The sequence below is a fragment of the Mesorhizobium abyssinicae genome (genome assembly GCF_049887195.1).
GTDB lineage: Bacteria > Pseudomonadota > Alphaproteobacteria > Rhizobiales > Rhizobiaceae > Mesorhizobium > Mesorhizobium abyssinicae.
Window position 1 is genome coordinate 88,879 of record NZ_JARAKC010000015.1, and the last position, 14,949, is coordinate 103,827.

11 protein-coding genes are annotated in these 14,949 nt (G+C 66.8%); 4 read left to right on the forward strand and 7 right to left on the reverse strand.

Annotated features, from left to right (window positions below):
• Window positions 1-35 precede the first annotated feature (35 nt).
• The 3 genes from zwf (at window position 36) to edd (ending at window position 4,090) form a co-directional block, all read left to right on the forward strand.
• Window positions 36-1,505 (forward strand): glucose-6-phosphate dehydrogenase, encoded by a 1,470-nt coding sequence (gene zwf, locus PU724_RS25355; RefSeq protein ID WP_128273535.1) that lies wholly within the window; start codon window positions 36-38, stop codon window positions 1,503-1,505.
• Window positions 1,487-2,200 carry a 6-phosphogluconolactonase gene (gene pgl, locus PU724_RS25360; protein WP_127285054.1) on the forward strand — a complete coding sequence of 238 codons (714 nt, stop codon included), beginning with the start codon at window positions 1,487-1,489 and terminating at the stop codon, window positions 2,198-2,200. Before zwf ends, pgl begins: the two co-directional genes overlap by 19 nt.
• A 66-nt stretch (window positions 2,201-2,266) precedes the next feature.
• A complete protein-coding gene (gene edd / locus PU724_RS25365) occupies window positions 2,267-4,090 on the forward strand; it encodes a phosphogluconate dehydratase (RefSeq protein ID WP_292101509.1) in 1,824 nt (607 codons plus the stop codon).
• A gap of 68 nt (window positions 4,091-4,158) precedes the next feature.
• On the opposite strand, the gene PU724_RS25370 is transcribed toward edd, so the two are convergent.
• The 4 genes from PU724_RS25370 to PU724_RS25385 form a co-directional block, all read right to left on the reverse strand.
• The gene (locus tag PU724_RS25370; protein WP_354424208.1) at window positions 4,159-5,817 is read right to left on the reverse strand and encodes a vWA domain-containing protein; all 1,659 of its coding nucleotides are present in this window, start codon (window positions 5,815-5,817) and stop codon (window positions 4,159-4,161) included.
• Window positions 5,818-5,931: 114 nt separating this feature from the next.
• Window positions 5,932-6,930 (reverse strand): GlxA family transcriptional regulator, encoded by a 999-nt coding sequence (locus tag PU724_RS25375; protein WP_126056467.1) that lies wholly within the window; start codon window positions 6,928-6,930, stop codon window positions 5,932-5,934.
• A 16-nt stretch (window positions 6,931-6,946) separates the two neighbouring features.
• Entirely contained in the window at window positions 6,947-7,846 is a 900-nt protein-coding gene (gene folD / locus PU724_RS25380) for a bifunctional methylenetetrahydrofolate dehydrogenase/methenyltetrahydrofolate cyclohydrolase FolD (protein WP_354424210.1), read from the reverse strand.
• Between the two features lie 209 nt (window positions 7,847-8,055).
• Complete coding sequence (locus PU724_RS25385; RefSeq protein WP_354424212.1) at window positions 8,056-10,422, reverse strand: GumC family protein; 2,367 nt, start codon at window positions 10,420-10,422, stop codon at window positions 8,056-8,058.
• 203 nt (window positions 10,423-10,625) lie between these two features.
• Here PU724_RS25385 and PU724_RS25390 point away from each other — a divergent pair, with 203 nt between their 5' ends.
• On the forward strand, window positions 10,626-11,921 hold the full coding sequence (locus tag PU724_RS25390; RefSeq protein ID WP_292101505.1) for a lipopolysaccharide biosynthesis protein: 1,296 nt from the start codon (window positions 10,626-10,628) through the stop codon (window positions 11,919-11,921).
• Window positions 11,922-11,933: 12 nt separating this feature from the next.
• On the opposite strand, the gene PU724_RS25395 is transcribed toward PU724_RS25390, so the two are convergent.
• Genes PU724_RS25395 through PU724_RS25405 form a run of 3 tightly spaced genes read right to left on the reverse strand, consistent with a single transcriptional unit; the run spans window position 11,934 to window position 14,805 of the window.
• On the reverse strand, window positions 11,934-12,857 hold the full coding sequence (locus PU724_RS25395; RefSeq protein WP_354424214.1) for a DUF6492 family protein: 924 nt from the start codon (window positions 12,855-12,857) through the stop codon (window positions 11,934-11,936).
• On the reverse strand, window positions 12,854-13,636 hold the full coding sequence (locus PU724_RS25400) for a WecB/TagA/CpsF family glycosyltransferase (RefSeq protein WP_354424216.1): 783 nt from the start codon (window positions 13,634-13,636) through the stop codon (window positions 12,854-12,856). The genes PU724_RS25395 and PU724_RS25400 overlap by 4 nt, the downstream gene beginning before the upstream one ends.
• Window positions 13,633-14,805 (reverse strand): glycosyltransferase, encoded by a 1,173-nt coding sequence (locus tag PU724_RS25405; protein ID WP_354424218.1) that lies wholly within the window; start codon window positions 14,803-14,805, stop codon window positions 13,633-13,635. Before PU724_RS25405 ends, PU724_RS25400 begins: the two co-directional genes overlap by 4 nt.
• Window positions 14,806-14,949 lie beyond the last annotated feature (144 nt).

A 14,949-nucleotide genomic window follows, 5' to 3' on the forward strand; every position in this document is an offset into this window, starting at 1 on the left:
CTCGTACCTGAGCGCGGCGTCAAAACGGACAGACCATGACCAGCCAGATCATCCCCGTCGATCCTTTCGACTTCATCATTTTCGGCGGCACCGGCGACCTGTCGGAACGCAAGCTCCTGCCTTCGCTCTATCATCGCCAGCGCGACCATCAGTTTTCCGAGCCGACCAGGATCATCGGCACGTCGCGTTCCAAGATGACCGACGCCGAGTTCCAGGCCTTCGCCAAGCAGGCGATCTCGGACCATGTGAAGCCCGCCGACATCGATCCGAAGGAGCTGGAGACGTTCCTCGCCCGGCTCTCCTATGTCTCGGCCGACGCGACCACCGGCACCGGCTTCGACAAGCTGAAGAAGGCTATCGGCGACAGCGACCGCATCCGCGCCTTCTACCTGGCCGTAGCGCCGGCGCTGTTCGGCGACATCTCGCACAAGCTCAAGGAACACAATCTGATCACGCCGAATTCGCGCATCGTGCTGGAGAAGCCGATCGGCCGCGACCTCGCCTCGGCGCGCGCGCTCAACGACCTTGTCGGCGACGACTTCCACGAAAGCCAGATCTTCCGCATCGACCACTATCTCGGCAAGGAGACGGTGCAGAACCTGATGGCGCTGCGCTTCGCCAACGCGCTCTACGAGCCGTTGTGGAACTCGGCCAATGTCGACCACGTGCAGATCACGGTCGCCGAGACCGTCGGCCTCGAGGACCGCGTCACCTATTACGACAAGGCCGGCGCGCTGCGCGACATGGTGCAGAACCACATGCTGCAGCTTCTGTGCCTCGTCGCCATGGAGGCGCCGTCCTCGATGGACGCGGACGCCGTGCGCGACGAGAAGCTGAAGGTGCTCAGGGCGCTGAAGCGCATCAACGGCAACGAGGCGCCGAAGCACACGGTGCGCGGCCAGTATCGCGCCGGCGCCTCCGCTGGCGGCCCGGTGAAAGGCTATGTCGAGGAACTCGGCAAGGACAGCAACACCGAGACCTTCGTCGCCATCAAGGCCGAGATCGCCAACTGGCGCTGGGCCGGCGTCCCGTTCTACCTCAGGACCGGCAAAAGGCTGGCGACCCGCGTCTCGGAAATCGTCATCGAGTTCAAGCCGATCCCGCACTCGATCTTTGGCGACAGCGCCGGACCGATCTTCGCCAACCAGCTGGTGATCCGCCTGCAGCCGGATGAGGGCGTCAAGCAGTTCATCATGATCAAGGATCCGGGCCCGGGCGGCATGCGGCTGCGCCAGATCCCGCTCGACATGAGCTTCGCGCAATCCTTCGACGGACGCGCACCGGACGCCTATGAGCGGCTGATCATGGACGTGGTGCGCGGCAACCAGACGCTGTTCATGCGCCGCGACGAGGTCGAGGCGGCCTGGAAATGGATCGATCCGATCCAGAACGCCTGGGAAAACGCCAGGCAGGAGGCGCAAGGCTACACGGCCGGCACATGGGGGCCGTCGGCCTCGATCGCGCTGATCGAACGCGATGGGCGGACATGGCACGAGAGCAATTGAGCGGCGCCTACAACTGGAATGGCTTCGCCGATCGCGAGCAGCTGGCGGTAGCACTTGCCGGCCATGTCGCGGCGCGGCTGACCAAGGCGATCAGCGAGCGCGGCACGGCGCTGCTTGCCGTTTCCGGCGGCACGACGCCGGCGAAGTTCTTCGCGGCGCTGTCGAAGACCCCGATCGCCTGGGACAAGGTCACGGTGACGCTGGTCGACGAGCGTTTCGTGCCGGCCTCCTCGCCGCGCTCGAATGCCGGGCTGGTGGCCGCCAATCTCCTGCAGAACGCCGCGGCTGCCGCGCGCTTCGTGCCGCTCTACCATGAAGCTGCAAGCATCGAGGATGCAGCGCTGTCCGACAACGAGGCGCTGACATCGCTGCCCTGGCCGCTCGACGCGGTCGTGCTCGGGATGGGCGGCGACGGCCACACCGCCTCGTTCTTTCCCGACGCCGACGATCTGCCACGACTGCTGGATCCGTCCTCGCAAAGGATCGTGCTGCCGGTGCACGCGGCAAGCGCCGGCGAGCCCCGGCTGACGCTGTCGATGGCAAGGATCATCGCCGCCGGCTTCATCGCCCTGCACATCGAGGGCGCGGAAAAACGCAGTGCCTTCGAGGATGCGATGGCGCCGGGAAAGCGAAAGCCCATCCGCGCCGTGATCGATGCGGCACCCAGAACCGTCGAGGTTTTCTGGGCGCCCTGATTTTGACCATACCGAGGGTCCCGGCTGCCGGAAAGTTCAGGGGCCCCGCCTGAAAGGACCGTTGCCATGACCGCCAGACGCGACATCGAAGCCATCACCGAGCGCATCCGCCAACGCTCGAAGGCCGGCCGCGAGGCCTATCTCGGCCGCATCGCAGAAGCCTCCGGCCGCAGCGCCAACCGGGCGGTGCTGTCATGCGGCAACCTTGCGCATGGCTTTGCCGTCTGCAGCCCTTCCGAGAAGATCGCGCTCGGCGGCGACCGGGTGCCCAACCTCGGCATCATCACCTCCTACAACGACATGCTGTCGGCGCATCAGCCCTTCGAGACCTATCCGGCGCTGATCAAGGAAGCGGCGCGCGAGGCGGGCGGAATCGCGCAGGTGGCCGGCGGAGTGCCGGCGATGTGCGACGGCGTCACGCAAGGGCAGCCCGGCATGGAGCTGTCGCTGTTCTCGCGCGACGTGATCGCCATGGCGGCGGCGATCGGGCTGTCGCACAACATGTTCGACGCGGCCGTCTTCCTCGGCGTCTGCGACAAGATCGTGCCGGGACTGGTGATCGCCGCGCTCACCTTCGGCCATCTGCCGGCGGTGTTCGTGCCGGCAGGACCGATGACCACCGGCCTGCCGAATGACGAGAAGGCCAAGGTCCGCCAGCTCTACGCCGAGGGCAAGGCGGGACGGGCCGAGCTGCTCGAGGCGGAGTCCAAATCCTATCACGGGCCGGGCACCTGCACCTTCTACGGCACCGCCAATTCCAATCAGATGCTGATGGAGATCATGGGCCTGCACACGCCGGGCGCCTCCTTCGTCAATCCGGGCACGCCGCTGCGCGACGCGCTGACCAGGGAAGCGGCAAGGCGCGCGCTGTCGATCACCGCGCTCGGCAACGACTACACGCCGGTCGGCCGCATGATCGACGAGCGCTCGATCGTCAACGGCGTCGTCGGCCTGCATGCGACCGGCGGCTCGACCAACCACACGATCCACCTGATCGCGATGGCCGCCGCCGCCGGGATCGCGCTGACCTGGCAGGACATTTCGGACCTGTCGGAAGCGGTGCCGCTGCTGGCCCGCGTCTATCCGAACGGGCTTGCCGATGTGAACCATTTCCACGCCGCCGGCGGGCTCGGCTTCCTGATCCGCGAACTGCTCGACGAGGGTATATTGCACGAGGACGTGCAGACGGTGTGGGGCGAAGGGTTGCGCCCCTATGCGGTCGAGGCCAGGCTCGGCGCCGATGGCGGCGTGGTGCGTGAGGCCTCGCCGCTGGAAAGCGGCGACGAGAAGGTGCTGGCGCCTTTCGGCAAGGCATTCCAGCCGACCGGCGGCCTGAAGGTGCTTGGCGGCAATCTCGGCCATGCCGTCATCAAGACTTCCGCCGTGAAGCCGGAGCGACGCGTCATTGAGGCGCCCGCAAAAGTGTTCGACAGCCAGCAGGGGCTGAACGAGGCCTTCAAGGCCGGCACGCTCACCGGCGATTTCATCGCCGTCATCCGCTTCCAGGGGCCGAAAGCCAACGGCATGCCGGAGCTCCACAAGCTGACCACCGTGCTCGGCATCCTGCAGGATCGCGGCCAGCGCGTGGCACTGGTGACCGATGGGCGCATGTCGGGCGCGTCTGGCAAGGTGCCGGCGGCGATCCATGTCACGCCGGAAGCGGTCGAGGACGGCCCGATCGCCAGGATCCATGACGGCGACATCATCCGGCTCGACGCCGATGCCGGCACGCTGGAAGTGCTGGTGCCGGGCGCGGAATTCGCGCTGCGGCGCACTGCGGATGCCGACCTCATCGGCAACGAGTTCGGCTTCGGCCGCGAGCTGTTCGCAGGGTTCCGGCAACTCGTCGGCCGCGCCGATCATGGCGCCGCGGCTTTCGGGAACGCCTGAGCGGCAATTCGTCCATGAAAAAGGGCAGCCGAGAGCTGCCCTTTTCCGTCGTTCGCTGACCGCAGTGCCTACTGGACGGTAACCTCGGCCCGTTCACCGGCCTTGACCGTCACCGGCGTCTCCTTGTCCTGGCCCTGGTCGGAGGCGTGGCGCACGACGACATAGTCGCCCGCCGGGATGGTCTGCTGCCAGTTCTCGCCATAGCTCAGGCCGAGCGACTTGCGCTTGCCTTCGATGTCCTTCTTCGACGACAGCACCTCGATGGAATAGGCGCCGGGCGCCGACATGGCGAGCACGCCGGCGTCGAGCGTCACCTTAACGTCCTGGTTGTCGCCAGCCTTGATGCTGAAGGGCTGCTCGACGACGGCGATGTCGAATGTGGTGATCGCGACATAGTCGTCCGGCGGCAGCCAGAACTTGCTGTCCGGCCCGTAGGAGTGCTCGACGCTTTCGCGCGTGCCGTCGATCTTCTTCTTGGCCTTGACGATCTCGAAGCCGATGCCCGAATTGTCCGCCTTGTCGCCGCCCGCCGTGTAGTAGGCATTGAGCACGGCATGGCCGACGCCGACGACGATATCCTTTTCGACGGTCTGCCCGGCGGCCAGTTGAACGGTCTCGGTCACCGTGCCGGCGCCGATCTGCACCGTCACCTTCTGCTCGCCCGCCGGCACCGTGGCTTTGGCGTCGCCATAATGGGTGGTGCTGCCGCCCGGATAGGCGAAGTCGACGCGGGCCTCGCCGCTGATCTCGGCGCCCTGGCTGGCGTGCGGATGAATGATCAGCGTGCCGGCATTCAGCGTGAACAGCGGCTTGTAGACCTGGCCGGCCTCGACCTTGAGCTTCTGCTCGACCTTGGCCTCGTCGGCGCGACCGACGACGACATAGTTGCCCGGCTCGAGATTGGTCTTGAGCTCGCCATACTCGGTCATGACCTGATCGCCGCGCGTGCCGTCGGCGTTGGCCTTGTAGATCTCCCAGGCATTGCTGTTGTCGCTGATGTCCGGGCCGCCTTCGGCCAGGACGACGCTCGGCATGAAATTGAATTCCGGCTTGGCGGGCTCGGGCGCCGGAGCCGGGGCAGGTTCGGGGGCAGGCGCCGGGGCCGGCGCCGCCACGGTCTCGACCAGCGCTTCCTGCAGCGCCTTTTCGTCCGAGGCCTGGATATACTTGCCGCCGGTGTTCTCGGCGAGGCAGGCGATCTGCTTGCCCTCGTCGGCGGTCAGGCCGAAGCCGACGACATCGGCGGTGAAGTCGACGCCGGAAGCCTCCAGTTCCTTGCCCAGCGCGCAAGTGTCGCCGCCGCAGGTCTCGAGCCCGTCGGTGATGAGGACGACGGTTGCCTTGTCCTCGGTGTATTTCAGCGCCTCGGCCGCCTGCTTGACGGCTGCGGTCAGCGGCGTCTTGCCGAGGAATTTCATGCTGTCGGCGGCGGCCGAAATGGCGCTCGCCGAACCCGCCTGTGGCGGCACGATCAGCTCGATGTCCTCGCAGCTGCCCTTCTGGCGGTGACCGTAGGCCATGAAGCCGATCTCGTCGTCGCCCGGCACCGACTGCAGCACGGTGCGCAGCGATTCGCGCGCGATCTCGAGCTTCGGCTTGCCGTCGATCTGCGCCCACATCGAGCCCGACGCATCGAGAATGATGATGACCTTGTTGGCGGCAAAGCCGAACGTGGTCGTCGACAAAAGGAGGATCGCCGTGGCGACGCTCCGTGCCAATCGCATCATGAAACTCTCCTAGGAAACCCCTCTGGTCCGCGGCGCGAAGGTATTTGACCCGGCCTGTGGAGACAAGCCCGCACGCGGCCTTGCGCACAGGCACCACGGACGGCGGCTCATCGCTCAGTAGGTGGTGCGGCGCTCTTCCGACGGCGGGCGGCCGAACTGCAGCCGGTAGCTCTGCGCGAAATAGGAGTGCGAGGTGAAGCCGGTGGCGATCGCCACGTCGAGGATCGGCATGTTGGTCTGGCGCAGCAGTTCGCGCGCCCGCTCCAGCCTGAGCCGCATGTAGTAACGCCCCGGCGTGACGCTCAAATGGCGCAGGAACAGGCGCTCGACCTGGCGCACCGACAGGCCCGCCGACTTGGCGAGCTGGACCGCCGACAGCGGCTCGTCGAGGTGATCGGCCATCAGCTCGACGATGCGCCTGAGCTTCTCCGACTTGCCGGTGAGGTCGCGCTCCGGCCCGACGCGCTGGCGGTCGCCAGCCGAGCGGATGCGCTCGTGCTGGAACTGGTTGGCGACGCCGTTGGCGAGGTTGGAGCCGAAATCGGTGCGCACGATCTCCAGCATCAGGTCGATCGAGGTGGTGCCGCCGGCGCAGGTGTAACGCTTGCGGTCGATCTCGAAGACATTTCCGGTGCAGTTGATGTCCGGGAAACGCTCCATGAAGCCGGCGCGGTTCTCCCAATGGATGGTGCAGCGATAGCCGTCGAGCTGGCCGGCCTCGGCAAGCAGATAGGAGCCGACCGAGAGCGCACCGAGCGCGTTGCCGCGCCTGCCCCAGCTGCGCAGCGCCGCCAGCACCTTGCTCTTGCCCGGGAATTCGATGGAGAGGCCGACCGACACGAACAGGATGTCGACCGGCGGCATATCAGCGACGGAATAATCGATCTTCAGCGGCAGGCCGTTGGAGGCCATGACGGCGTCGCCATCCGCCGAGATGGTCGTCCAGCCATAGACGTCGCGGCCAAGCAAGCGGTTGGCCGAGCGAAAGCAGTCGATCGCCGCGGCCAGCGAGAACATCGAGAACTTGTCGACCAGCAGGAACCCGAACTGACGACCACCCTGAACGGAATCGTTCGCGACCGGCCGTTCGATGGGAATGGAATGGTTCGGCAAGTAGGCTGCTTCCCGGTCAGAAGGACGGCCGCTTCAACCCGGCCGCAAGGTAGGCGGAAGCTACAGTGTTCGCCATCAGCATGGCAATGGTCATCGGCCCGACGCCGCCGGGCACCGGGGTGATGGCGCCGGCCGCCTTGGCCGCTTCGGCATAGGCGACGTCGCCGACGAGGCGGCTCTTGCCCTCGCCCTTCTCGGGCGCCGGGATGCGGTTGACGCCGACATCGATGACGGTGGCGCCGGGCTTGACCCAGTCGCCCTTGACCATTTCCGGACGGCCTACCGCGGCGACCAGGATGTCGGCGGTGCGGGCAAGCGCCGGCAGGTCCTTGGTGCGGCTGTGGGCGATGGTGACGGTGCAGTTGGCGGCAAGCAGGAGGTTGGCCATCGGCTTGCCGACGATGTTGGAGCGGCCAACGACGACGGCGTTGAGGCCGGACAGGTCCTTGCCGCGCACGCGCTCGATCAGCAGCATCGAGCCGGCCGGGGTGCAGGGCACGAAGGCCGTCTCCAGCTCGCCGGTGCCGAGCTTGCCGACATTGATGAAGTGGAAGCCGTCGACATCCTTCTCCGGCGCGATGGTCTGGATGACCTTGCCGGAATCGATGTGGCCCGGCAGCGGCAGCTGCACCAGGATGCCGTGGATCGACGGGTCGGCGTTGAGGTCACCGATGATCTTGAGCAATTCGGCCTCCGAGGTCTCGGCCGGCAGCGTGTGCTGCAGCGAGTGGAAGCCGCATTCCTTGGCGGTGCGCGATTTCGAGGCGACATAGACCTGGCTCGCCGGATCCTCGCCGACGATCACCACGGCGAGGCCGGGCTTGGTCGCGCCCTTGCCCGCCAGTTCCGCGGTCAGCGCCTTGACCTTGCCAACCACGTCTTCGGCGACGCTCTTTCCGTCAATCACTTCGGCCATGAACCACCTTCAACTCTTCCATCAAAGCACGTCGCATCCTTGGGACTCATGCGACCGCCTTGTCTCATTGTTTCACAGACCCGAAACCCGCGCGGTTCGGGCGACATGTCGAGCGGCATTTTCACGAAAATTCCGGCGGGCAATCCCGTCAAAACGCCGTCGCATGCCGTAAACTCGAAACCGGCCGCTTTTATCGGATGGGTCGGGATTTAGAAATAGCGGCGGTTCGAACGGCTTTCGGTGAGCTCGCGCACCGCTTCGCGGAATTCGCGCAGGCTTTCGCGGATCTCGTCGATCTGGCCTTGCTGCTCGTCGGTGTTCGGCGCCTGCGGCGCCAGTTGATCCCGAGGATTGGTCCCCTGCCCGCCAGACGAAGTTGCCGCCGGCGGATAGGCATGGCTGGCCGGCGGTGTCTGTTCGGGCCGTGCCGGCCGATAGCCGGGCTCATCGTCATAGGCCTGTGTGCGCGGAGAGGAATAGGTGGCCGGCCGCCGAGGCGGCTCGTCCTGCTGGAATTGACGCGGCTGATAGGCCGCGGGCCGTTCCGTGACCTTGCCGGGATCGACGTGCTTTTGCCTTTTGCCGGGCATCATCTCGCGCACCGCCGTAAGCAAGGCGCCAACCGGCCCCGAACGTTCGGCTCCGGTGGTCGCGGCGGGCGATGGCGCAGGCGGCGACGGAGCGCGCGGCTGCGACCGTGGCAGCGGAACAGGAGGTGGCGCCCGATAGACCTTGTCCTCGACCGCCGGCCTGTGGTCCTCGTTTGCGCGGCGACGCGAGCGCGAGGTCGCGGTTTCGCGCAGGCTCTCATAGGCGCCGCGCATGCCGCCGAGCCCGACGCCCGCGGCAAAACCAAGCAGCAGGCCGGCAAGCGCCAGCATGGCGCGCGACGGCCCCTTGGCCTCGAGCGGTGCGAAGGCCTTGGAGATGACGTTGATATTGGCGGTGTTGATATCCTTCTGCTCGCCGGTCTCCTTGGCGCGCAGCAGGAAAGCCTCGTAGACCGAGCGCTTGGCGGCGGCCTCGCGTTCCAGCTCGCGCAGCGAGACCAGGGCGTTGTTGACGTCGCCGCTCTGCACCTTGGCCTGCGCCAGGCGGGAGGCAAGGTCCTGCTCCAGCTGGACGGAGCGCTTCAGGTCGACCTGCAGCGAGGAGGCGATGCGTTGCAATTCGCCGGCGATGCGGTCGCGCGCGCCGGCAAGCTGGGCGCTGAGCGCCTGCAGTTCGGGATGGCGCGGCCCGAGCCGTACCGCGGCGCGGTCGGCTTCCTGCTTCAGCGCCGCATATTGCGCGCGCAGCTCGCCCATGGTGTTGGAGTTGATCTCCTCCGGCAAAGTGCCGTTGAGAACCGAATTGACGCTGAGCGAACGCGCCGAAGCCGCCCGCGCGTTGAGCTCCAGCGTGCGGGCGCGGGCGACGGAAAGCTGCTCGTTGAGCTTCAGCATCTGGTCGTCGCTGATCAGATGGCCCTGCGCGTCGACGAGGTCGTGCGTGGCGCGGTAATCCTCGACCTTGCGCTCGGCCGCCTCGACGCCCTTGCGCAATTCGTCGAGCCGCGCCGTCAGCTCGTCGGTGGCGCGGCCGGCGGTGTCGGACTGGATCTGGCCGAAGGTCTGCAGGAACACGTCGGTCATCGTGTTGGCGATGAGGGCCGACTTCTCGCCATTCTGGGTGGTGGCGCCGACCGAGATGACGAAGGTCTTGCCGCCGCGCTCGACCGACAGGCTTTCCGCCAGATTGCCGACGGCGAGCGCACGGCGGCGGCCCTCGTCGGCGGCTCCGGCATCATGGCGCGACAGGATCGAACGGATCATCGACATGACACCAAGACCGCCGGAGCCTTGCCCGTTGAACTCGGGATCGTTGGTGAGGTTGAGTTTGTCGACGACCTTGTTGAGGACCGTGCCGGAGGTGAGCACGCGGACCTGGTTCTCGACGATCGCCAGCGTCGCGTCGGACGCGACCACGTTCTGGGTGAGATCGCGATCGGTGAGCTTGAGGTCGCGCGGATCGACGATGAGCTCGGCGGTGGCCTCGTATTTCTTCGGCGTCGACAGAGCGATGGCGACGCCGAGCGCCGCGCCGAGGATCGTCGTCGAAAGGATCAGCGCCTTCGAGCGGGCAATGCCGCGCACGACCTGCATCGGATCGATCAGCGGCTTCCACTGCTGGTCGTCGGCATCCTCGAATGCGGGCTGTCGCGCGTTTGAGGCCTGTCGCGGATCGAGCGCGGCCTGAGGCGCGCGACCATGCGAAAGTTCCTCCGGCTCCTCGCGCGCCTGGGCGCGTGCGTAACCAGTTCGCGCGGTCCAGTCATCCCCGATGCGCGGCTCGTGAGATATCGGTTGGTGGTCGGCCTGAAGGCCGCCCGGCTCGGTGTCGGCGGACGGTGCCGAGCGGGTCTCGCGCTGCGCGCGTGCAAGCCGGTGGCGCTCCGCCGCATCCTCGCGCCATGACTGGTTCGCGCGGTCGCCGATCGCCACCAGCGAGGCATCGTCCTCGCCGCGCATAGCCTCGCCGAGCGCCAGCAGCGAGCGCTCGCGCCTCCAATCCTCACGGTTGTCCCTGTCGACCATTGTCTTGGAGCTTTACTCTTCGGCGGCTTGGGAGAGGCGGTCGGCCAATCGTTAAGCCACGCTAAACAGGCATAGAAAACAAAAGGTTAATTTTCGGTCCCGGAGCGGAGAGTTTTCGCGCTTTGATTGCATGGTTTTCGAGCGCAATCGAAGCCGCTCCAGAACGGCACGTTAAGCTTTCCGGCCTATGGTCCGGCGCACCTATGACCCAAGCCAGCGACATAGAGCAGAGGCGGAGCCTCGCCCGGATCGGCGCCTTCGTGGCCGCGCGCCGGAAGCTGGTTTTCGACTATTTCTCGGCGATCAGCGGCGCGGGCGGGCGGCTGGTGTTCTCGCTCGCCTATTTCATCGCGCTCGCGAACACGCTGTCGATCGCCGAATTCGGCATGTTCGCCACCGCTTCGGCGGCGGGCGTCATGCTGTCGCGCATCCTCGCCTTCGGCTTCATCTCGGCGCTCTACCGCACCGCCACGATCCGCCCCAATCTGATCGGCGCCTTCACCGCAGGCTTCCTGCTGCTCGGCGCCGTCTCGCTGCCGGTGCTGGCGGCGGCATCCTACGTCGTCTACCTGATCTTCTTCGCCGGCGCCGTGCCGCTGCCGGTGTTCGCCGCCGTCGTCTTCGCCGAGGCGCTGCTGTGGCGGCCGGTCGAGGTGGCGCTGATCGTCAACAACGGGCTCGGCAAGTTCGGCCGGGCCGCCGTGCTGGCGATCCTGGCGACGGCGCTAAGGGCGCTCGGCGCGGTGCTGTTCATGCTGGCGGCGCAGCACAGCGTCGGCGTCTGGTCCTGGTATTACATCGGCGCCAACGCGGCTTCGCTCGCCATCGCCTTCGGCTTCTTCTATCCGCGCCAGCGGCTGCGACTGCGCACCGAGCTTTATCTCAGGCGGCTCGCCGACTCGATCTATGTCGCCGGCGCCGAGGTGCTGTTCTACCTGCAGATGGAGTTCGACAAGCTGCTGGTGCTGTCGATCGGCGGCGCCCACCTCGCCGGCATCTACGCCATCATCATGCGCCTCGTCGACCTGACGGCGATCCCGATCCGCACCTTCTCGATGATGCTGGTGCAGCGGATGATGCGGGCACCGGAGCTCTTGTCGCGGCTGGCCGTCAAGAGCGGCATCGAGGGCGGCGTGTTCCTGGTCTCGACGCTGGCGCTCGCCGCGCTCGGCATCGTGCTGCATTTCTTCCCCAACGCGCTGGGCAGGAATGTCGCGGAGGCGGCGCCGCTGGTGGCGCTGGCCATTTGCGTGCCCGGCCTGCGCAATTTGGTCGAGTACCAGGCCGAGTTGCTGTTCGCGCGCGGCCAGACCGCCGTCCGGGCGCTCAATCTCGGCCTGCTCGCCGGGCTGAAGGCGGTGCTCCTGATCTATGTGCTGACGACGATCGCCGACACATCCAATCTGGTGCTGTCGCTCAACGTCGTCTTCCTGCTGCTCTATCTCGCCTCGGCGTTTCTCACCTACTCGGCGATGCGCAGGCCGGCCAAGGCCATCTAATTCCTGCCTGGGCTAGTCGAGCCCGATCAGGCGGCGGATGCGGCCGATGTCGGTGCCGATGAAGGACTGCATGCCGATCGCCACCTGTTCGGGCGCCATGGCGGCAACGAAACGGCGGAAGTCGTCGTCCGACAGCGCCTCGCCGGTCCAGTGGACGCGGCAGAATTCTTCCGAACCGTGAAAATGGCCGGCCGCCTCCTGCGTGTCGTCTACATAGCGGCCGTAGATCATGCATTCGGAGAACCGGCGCGCCGAGCCGAGAACCGCGACCCAGTCGCGGCCATGCAGCTTCTCGATCCGGTCGCACATCGCCGTCACGGTTTCGCGGCGCCAGGCGATCAGCGTCGAGATGTAGTCGTGGGCGGAGATCTTCGAGGCGTCGATGCCGAGCGCCGCGCCGGCATTGCGCGACCAGATGCGATGTTCGTCATGACCGTCGTTCGCCAGGACGCCGTCACGCCGGAACAGCCGCACCTTGCCGTCGCGCCAGAAGGCGTTGGCGTCGAACGGCCGGAGGAAGGCGACGTCGGAATCGCAGAAGATCAGCACGTCCTCCGCCGCGTGCGCGGCGATGGCGATGCGGCGGAGCTGCTGCACATGCCAGCCACGCAGCGGCTGGGTCTTCAGGCTGAGCCAGACGCGGCGGCGAAACAGGCTGAGCGGGTCGTCGACGACATGCAGCCAGCGCGGCAGCAGATCGCGTTCGTCGACGACGATGCGGCGGGCGTTCTCCAATTGGCGAAACAGCACCACGTCGCGATGCTCGACCAGTATGTAGTGGCGCGCGACACCGGAAAGCTGCCGGTCCATCGTCTCGCACAGCAGCCGGCAGCGTTCGAAATCCGGCGCGTAGCTGGCGGTCACCACCGCGGCCGTCGGCGCCTGCGGAAGCCGCTGGACTTCTGTCGCTGCGCCCGGGACGAAGCGGCTGTTCAAGGACGCGCTCCGGCGCCCGAGAGTTTCTGCCTGGCGACGCGCCACAGGAACAGCGGATTGCCGACGACGTAGCGGCGCCAGAGGCGACCTGGCTCGATCAGCAGCCGGAACAGCCATTCGAGCCTCAGACGGCGCATCCACAGCGGCGCGCGCGGCACCGTGCCGCTCAGGAAATCAAGCAGCGCGCCGACGGCGATCGGCAGCGTGCAGTGGCGGGCGTCGATGTGGCGCGCGATCCACAATTCCTGGCGCGGCACGCCCATGGCGACGAGCAGCACGTCCGGCCGCAAGGCAGCGATCCTGTCGACGATCGTCGGCTCCTCGGCGGCGGAGAAATAGCCGTCATGGATGACCACGAACCTGTGCTGCACGGCGAGCGCGGCAAGCTTGACCGATGCCGCCTCGGCGTTGACGCGGGTGGCGCCGAGCAGGCCGACGGTCAGCGGCCGCGACGAGGCCTGCAGGAAGGCAGGCACGAAGTCGGTGCCGTTGAGGTTGTCCGGAAACGGCGCGCCATAGAGCAGCTTGGCCGCCATGTCGACGCCGATGCCGTCGGGCAGGATGAGGAAATCGTCCAGCGCCTCGGCGAAGACCGGATCGGTGCAAGCGATGTTGGCATTGTGAGCGTTGAGGAAACTGACTTTGGTGAAGCGCCGCTCGGCGACCAGCCGCGTCAGCAGCGCGATCGCGTCGTCCCAGCGGATGGCGAGCACGGGAATGCCGAGGATGGTCTTCAACGTGTCGGACCCGAACGCCTTGCCGGTGGCGTGCATGTTCATGCGAACGCCTCCTGCCCGACCGACCCGAGCTTCTCCAGGCCGAGCCTGATCGCGGCATCGAGCGCCTTGACCTGCCGGCGATGGAAGGCGCTGCCATCGACATCCCTGCCCTTCGCGGCGGCGGCCTCGAGCGCGGCGGCAAAGGCGATCGGATCGTCGGTGACGACGCAATTGTCCGGGCGATGACCGATGCCGCGCAGCGAGCGGCTGGTGGCGACGGACGGCAGGCCGAGCTCGAAAGTCTCGATGGTCTTGAGCTGCACGCCGCTGCCGGCGGTGCTGATCAGCGGAATGACGGCGGCGGCGCGCACGAAGTCCTGCGCGTCGGGCACGCGGCCGACGAATTCGACGCCGGGATGGGTGGACGTGATGCCCGAGGGCATGCCGCCGGCGATCCTGATGCGGAAATCGGGCCTCAGATGCGGTACGACCTTTTGCAGGAACCAGTCGAGCCCGATGCGGTTCGGTTGCCAGGTCCAGGTGCCGATCAGGGCAGCGTCACAGTCGATGCGCCGCGAACCGGCCGGCGCCGGCGCAAGGGTGCGGGTCACCAGCGGCAGCACGGCCGAGCGATCGGCGGAGGCGACGCCCAATGCCGCGCGGTCTTCCTCGGCCAGGGTGAAGACGAAGCGCGCCTGGCGGCAGAGCCGCTCTTCCATGACCTTGAGCAGCCTCGCCTCGCGGCGAAACAGGAACCGCTGGAGCAGGCTTCGCGCACTGGCGGCGTTCTCCTCGGCCGAGCGGTGCTCGACATTATGGGCGACGAAGATCGACGGCCGGTCGCCGAAGAGCGTCTCGAAGGCGCCGGCGAACTGCACCGAGTTCAGCACATAGCCGTCGACCGGGCCGGCGCGCCCGATCGCGGCGCGGACCTCGGCATCGGAAACGGTACGCAGCTTGACCGAGGCGAAGGTGAGGCCGGAGAGCATCGCCTTGGCTACCCAGGCGAGCTTCTGCAGCGGTGATGCGCTTTCGGTGCGCACGTCGACGGCGCCGAGCACGATGGTGTTGTCGGGGTCGGCCGCAGGCTTTCCCGGCCAATTGAAGCCGACCACGGTGACGCGCACACCGGCGCGCCGCAACGCGTCGATGATCGCGGCGTTGGCAATCTCATAGCCCGAAGCGAGAGCGCCGTCGGGCACGATCGATGTGGCGAACAGCAGATGCATCTCACCTATCCAGTGCAACCCAGATAGCAAAGCGGGGTGAACCCTTGATTAAGTGAACCCGATCGTCACCGGGAGTCTCGGTTTCGCGGACCCCGCCGTGAAAGGTGATTAACGAAACGTTATCATCGCGATGCTATCGAGGGC

Excerpts from the sequence above, each read along its gene's own strand:
- PU724_RS25390 (WP_292101505.1), top strand. The coding sequence starts at position 10,626 with ATGACCCAAGCCAGCGACATAGAGCAGAGGCGGAGCCTCGCCCGGATC.
- PU724_RS25400 (WP_354424216.1), bottom strand. The coding sequence starts at position 13,636 with ATGAACATGCACGCCACCGGCAAGGCGTTCGGGTCCGACACGTTGAAG.
- pgl (WP_127285054.1), top strand. The coding sequence starts at position 1,487 with ATGGCACGAGAGCAATTGAGCGGCGCCTACAACTGGAATGGCTTCGCC.
- folD (WP_354424210.1), bottom strand. The coding sequence starts at position 7,846 with ATGGCCGAAGTGATTGACGGAAAGAGCGTCGCCGAAGACGTGGTTGGC.
- zwf (WP_128273535.1), top strand. The coding sequence starts at position 36 with ATGACCAGCCAGATCATCCCCGTCGATCCTTTCGACTTCATCATTTTC.
- PU724_RS25370 (WP_354424208.1), bottom strand. The coding sequence starts at position 5,817 with ATGATGCGATTGGCACGGAGCGTCGCCACGGCGATCCTCCTTTTGTCG.
- edd (WP_292101509.1), top strand. The coding sequence starts at position 2,267 with ATGACCGCCAGACGCGACATCGAAGCCATCACCGAGCGCATCCGCCAA.
- PU724_RS25405 (WP_354424218.1), bottom strand. The coding sequence starts at position 14,805 with ATGCATCTGCTGTTCGCCACATCGATCGTGCCCGACGGCGCTCTCGCT.
- PU724_RS25385 (WP_354424212.1), bottom strand. The coding sequence starts at position 10,422 with ATGGTCGACAGGGACAACCGTGAGGATTGGAGGCGCGAGCGCTCGCTG.